Source organism: Microvirga sp. P4_G7, assembly GCF_056401005.1.
The window spans coordinates 1-4,457 of sequence record NZ_JBFUKD010000288.1; the positions used below are offsets into that span (position 1 = coordinate 1).

Genomic DNA, 4,457 nt, shown 5'->3' on the forward strand with positions numbered 1-4,457 from the left:
CAATTCTCCTTCAACGGAGAGATCTATACGTTCATCAACAACCACCTGAATTCGAAGGGTGGCGACAGCCCGATCTTCGGCGACGACAATCCGCCGATCCTGAAGAGCGAGGCGCAGCGCATCGAACAGGCGAAGCTGATCAACGCTTACGTGGATCAGATTCTCGCTGGCGATCCCAACGCAAAGGTGGCCGTTCTCGGCGATTTGAACGACTTCGCCTGGAGCAACCCGTTGCGCACCTTGAGCGGGGCCGCCGACGGTAACGAAGTTCTCTACAACCTCGCGGAGGATTTCATTGCCGATCCGCGCGAGCGCAACGACTACGTCTATGAGGGCAATTCGCAGGCGCTCGACCACATCTATGTTTCGTCCGCTCTGCGGGCGCGCATGGAAGGGTTCGACATTGTCCGGGTCAACTCGGAATTCGATTCGGCGCAAAAGGCGAGCGATCACGATCCGCTCGTGGCCCGCTCGACATTCGAGGTCATCCGCGGCACCGACGACGCCAACAGCCTTGCCGGCGATGCGCGCAGCAACGCTCTGATCGGCGCAGCGGGCGACGATGCTCTCTTCGGCGGCACCAATCGGGACTATCTGCAGGCTGATGCCGGCAACGACATTCTCGATGGCGGCGAGGGGGCCGATGGCCTTTACGGCGGCGCGGGCTTCGACACCGCTTCGTACGCCAACGCCGCGGCAGGCGTCAGCGCACATCTGTCCGCACCTGCCGCCAATAGTGGCGAGGCGCTGGGCGACAGCTACAACGCCATAGAGGCTCTGCGCGGTTCCGTCTTCGCCGACGTTCTTGGAGGCGATGCCGGTGACAATCTCGTCGACGGCGGTGCCGGTGCCGACTTCCTCACGGGCGGCTTCGGCAACGACACCTATCTGGTGGAGAACGCCGGAGATGTCGTGTCCGAGCAAGCGGGTGGCGGCAGCGATCTCGTCATCACGTCCGTCAGCTACACGTTGAGCGCCGATGTGGAAAACCTCACCGGAGCGACTTCGGCTCCGCTGGTCCTCAAGGGCAATACGATCGCCAACGTGATCAAGGGCAATATCGGCGCCGACAAACTCTATGGCGGCCTCGGGAAGGACTCCCTGACCGGCGACAAGGGCCGAGACGTCTTCGTCTTCAACACGAAAGTCGACTCCAAGAAGCTCAATGTCGACAAGGTCACCGACTTCGTCGTGAAGGACGACACGATCTGGCTCGACAACGCCGTGTTCAAACAGCTCGGCAGCGGCTCGGAGAAGAAACCCGTCCGATTGGACAAGGACTTCCTCACGCTCGGCACCAAGGCCCAGGACGCAGACGATTACCTGATCTACGACAAGAAGACCGGTAATCTCTCGTACGACGCCGACGGTTCCGGCAAGGGCGCAGCCGTTCTGGTCGCCACCTTGTCCAAGAACCTGAAGATGACCTACGCCGACTTCTACGTCGTCTGAGTTTTTGCAGAACGCCTTGCCAAGAAGTCCGGCGCTCTCCGAGAGGAGGGCGCCGGACTTGTTTCGGGATAGAGGGATGTCAGTACGTGCCGAAGCGCCAGGTCAAGTTGCCCTTGAGCGCATGAGACTGAGCACGTGAACCGATCTGGCCGCTATAGGCGACGCCGAGGCTGAATGCGTCGGACGCTTGCCAGTCGAGCCCTGCCTCGGCGACGAGCGCGCTGCGGTCGATCGGTGCGCCAGCGACTGTAAAGGCCGAGGCCCCGCCGGCAAAGGCCAGCAGCGCTTCCGGTTTGATGTCACCAAAGGCCCACCGCCAGCCGAACAGGCCGCGCAAGGTGAGCGGGACGTCGTCGCTCACGCGTGCCTCGGCGCGCATGCCGACGGTGGTGGTACCGAGGTCGTAGTCCCGGCCGTAGCCGGTGAGGGCCGCCGCTCCGCCGTTCTCGCGGAAGCTGTCGGTGCGAAGTCGAAGCGCCGAAGCTCCGATGAACGGTTCGATGGTCGCGCGCCCCAAAACGACGCGGTAGCCGGCCTCACCGAAGGCCTGAGCTGTCGAACCGTCGTAGGACGCTTTCGCCGCCTCGCCGAAACCCGGGAACATGATCGTGCGACTCGCGTCGATGCCATTCGCCGCATAGGACATCCCCAGCCGGAGGTTCAGTCCGCCCCAAGAGCCCGAGCCGTAGAGCGCGCCGAAGGTGCTCTCGTTGGAGCCCGAAGAGAGCCGGCTGTCGATGTCGAACGAGGTGCGGGTGAAGCCGCCGGCTACGCCAATCCGGAAGGTTGGATCAAGCTGCGCATCGGCGCCGATGATGAAACCGCCGGTCGAGGTTTCAAAGGAAGCCGCGTTGCCGTCGGAGCGCACATTGCTCCGCGAGCCGAACCCCTCGCCCCACAATACGAAGCTGTGGGGGGAGCCGGGCGTAGCGGCACCGAGGTGCTGGCGCAGGCGGGTGAGAATCGCGTCCCGCACCAGTCGGCCGTCTTCATAGGCCACACTCACTGCCGAAGCGTGCGCTTCGCCCGACAAGGCGGTGAAAGCCCGCCTTGCCCCAGGGATACTGGCGCCCAAAACGATATCGTAGAGGCCGTTGCCTGGCCCCAGCACCTCGACGCCGGTGGCGGTGTTGTACTGGTTGGGCGTTTGCGCCACCGAGGAGAWGGCGATCGGCTTTGGCGGAACCGGCGGATCCGGTGGAACGACCTTGCGCACCAACGTCAGGATCACCTCATCGGCGCCATACCGCAACGTCGGTGTCACGAAGGCGAACGCTCCGCCCGCGGTCCCGGAGAAGGTGCCGGTGACGCCGCCTCTGGCAGTGACGATTGTGTAGGGCACATTGGCGACGTAGCCGCGGCCCTGATCGGGCATGATGTTGACGGTGCCGCCCGACAGCGTAGCCCTTCCCGTAGCGGCGATCTTGTCGGACCTCCCGGCAGCGTCGATCTCCAACTGATAGGTCGAACCGATCGCAAAGCCGACATTGCCGGCGACTTTCAGTGTGCCGATGGAGTTGCCGGGCGCAATGGTCGAGCCGGACAGGGCCGACAGGCCGYCGACCGTGCCTGCGCCGGAGATTGTCGCCCCGTCGCCCACGTTGACGACCGACGAGGTCAGCGAGCCATTCACGGCCAGTTGCCCCGCCTGAACGAACGTGGGTCCGGTCAGCGTACTGGTGCCGGTGAGATTGAGCAGGCCGGTACCCCGTTTGGTCAGCGTCCCCGTTCCGCGGATGGCCGGAGAGAAGCTGGCGTTCGTATTCTGATCGAACACAAGCGCCCCGTTGTTGATGATTGCGCCGGTGCCAAAGCTCGCGGCGGAGCCTACCAGAGTGCCGGCATCGATCGAGGTGCCCCCGGAATAGCCGTTGGAGCCGGACAGGGTGAACGTCCCCGAGCCCTCCTTGACGAGGCGTCCCGCACCGTTCACGCGTCCGGAGAAGATCGTGCTGCCATTGTTGCCGCCCGTCGCAAGAGCCTGGCCCGCGGCGAGAGCGACGTTGCCAGACCCCGCCAAGGAGCCGACCGTCTCGCGGGCGTTGACGTTGTACGTGCCATTGACTGTGAGGTCCGTTGCATCCGGCAGCGCCGTGCCGCTCGTCGTCGTCAGCGTCGCCCGGGATCTCACCTCGGTCGAACCGCCATAGAGACCTGTGCCAGAGAAGGTTGAATCGCCGCCGAAAATCACACCGGTGCTGCCGGCAATGGTGCCGGAAAACGTGGCATCGCTGACAGAGATGAAGTCGGAATCGCTCGCGAGCGTGCCTTCTCCGCGAAGTCCCTGTACACCCCGTCCGGTCCCCCGATACGGCCCGAGGTCGAGAGTGGCGTTCCGCGCGATGGTAATGCCGTAGAAGGCAGTTCCGACAAACGCTTGAGACTCCGCCGAATCGGTCTTGGCGGTGCCACCATTGATCTCGAGCTGCGACAGGGTGTAGCTCGTTGGCGTGGAGAAAATGACCGTGCCTGTGTCCGAGGCCGTTCCAAACCGCAGGATCGAGTTCCGCCGGAGATCTCCAAGTCGAATGGACAAGGTCTGACCGCCTGCCGCCGATATCGTCCCTGTTTGTGCCTCGGCAACGTTGACGACGTTCGGCAAGGTCACAGTGCCGGCAATGTCGGAGTGCAGATGACCGCCCGACAGCGTCGCGGAACCGGTTCCGAGCGCACCGGCGTTCCGGATCTCGAGCACGCCACCTGAGATCGTCGTGCCACCGGCATAGGTGTTGGCGCCCGTGAGCGTCATTCTCCCTGCGCCGAGCTTGGTCATGCCGCCTGCGCCGGAGATGGTGCCGTTTACGGTGAGATCGGCGACGCTCGCGTCGAAGGCGACTTTGGAAGATCCATTCTCGAGCGCAATCGCATTTCCGAGCGTCAATCCCACGCTTTGCGCTGCGACGGTAGCCGCCGCATCGGCCGACAGGCGGATATCTCCGACGAGGGATGAACCGGCGAAGAGATTCAAAGTGTTTCCGGCCCCATTGAAACGGATCGCGGATCCT

2 protein-coding genes are annotated in these 4,457 nt (G+C 63.8%); one reads left to right on the forward strand and one right to left on the reverse strand.

Annotated elements, in window-relative coordinates:
• On the forward strand, positions 1-1,452 hold a 1,452-nt coding region (locus AC1DT3_RS12960; RefSeq protein ID WP_477465662.1), incomplete at its 5' end, for an endonuclease/exonuclease/phosphatase family protein.
• 79 nt (positions 1,453-1,531) lie between these two features.
• Here AC1DT3_RS12960 and AC1DT3_RS12965 read toward each other — a convergent pair.
• The coding region (locus AC1DT3_RS12965) for an autotransporter outer membrane beta-barrel domain-containing protein (protein WP_477465663.1) at positions 1,532-4,457 on the reverse strand (2,926 nt) is incomplete at its 5' end.